This is a genomic window from Pseudomonas sp. P4_C1, from assembly GCF_056402155.1.
Map to the genome: position 1 here is coordinate 1 of NZ_JBFUHY010000176.1, position 576 is coordinate 576.

General features: G+C 65.4%; 1 protein-coding gene. It reads right to left on the reverse strand.

Annotated features, from left to right (window positions below):
* The coding region (locus AC1DU9_RS29875; RefSeq protein WP_477811278.1) for a calcium-binding protein at window positions 1-576 on the reverse strand (576 nt) is incomplete at both ends.

Here is a 576-nt window from a genome sequence, read left to right on the forward strand (position 1 = left end):
CTCTTCGTAGACATCGTTGCCAGCACCGCCGACCATCGTGTCGGCACCTGCGCCACCGATGAGCACGTCGTTACCCGCACCGCCCACGAGCGTGTTGGCCAGCTCGTTGCCGGAGCCCGCAAAGTTGCCGCTGCCGCCGAAAAACATATTCTCGACGTTGGCACCCAGGCTGTAGCTCGCGAGCGAGGTCCAGACCGTGTCGTTGCCGGCACCGGCGAGCTCGATCACCACGTCCCCAASSTCGGTGRCTTCGTAGATATCGCTGCCRSCACCGCCGGCCATCGTGTCGGCACCTCCGGCACCGATGAKGACGTCGTTACCCGCMCCRCCCGCGATMKTATTGCCGAGCACGTTACCGGTGCCCGCGAAGTTGCCGCTGCCGCCGAAAAACAGATTCTCGACGTTGGCGCCCAGGGTGTAGCTTGCGAGCGAGGTCCAGACCGTGTCGTTGCCGGCACCGGCGAGCTCGATCACCACGTCTCCAACCTCGGTGACTTCGTAGATATCGCTGCCGCCACCGCCGGCCATCGTGTCGGCACCTCCGGCACCGATGATGACGTCGTTACCCGCCCCGCC